The organism is Mediterraneibacter sp. 210702-DFI.5.30, assembly GCF_020560115.1.
Lineage (GTDB): Bacteria > Bacillota > Clostridia > Lachnospirales > Lachnospiraceae > Mediterraneibacter > Mediterraneibacter faecis.
Map to the genome: position 1 here is coordinate 1 of NZ_JAJCME010000168.1, position 238 is coordinate 238.

Here is a 238-nt window from a genome sequence, read left to right on the forward strand (position 1 = left end):
GCCCGCTATTGGCAACGGCCCTGGCTATGGTGGTGATGAACTACTTGATTTTGCATTCGTTTAATATGGAATTTGGTCTGCACTTTGAAGAAATGGCTAAGCCAACCAATCAGATTCTGGCCTTTTCTCTGGTCATGTTTGTGGTTACCAAGCTGGTGATGTTCGGCCTGGGCTATCTGGTTAATCCGCATGGCCGCTATGCCGCATTCTTCCTTTTGATCCTTGGCGTGGCCATTGG

General features: G+C 48.7%; 1 protein-coding gene. It reads left to right on the plus strand.

The window, feature by feature from the left end; genetic code table 11:
* Positions 1-238, plus strand: a 238-nt coding sequence (locus LI126_RS15130; RefSeq protein WP_227165735.1) for a polysaccharide biosynthesis C-terminal domain-containing protein, incomplete at both ends; no start/stop codon positions are given.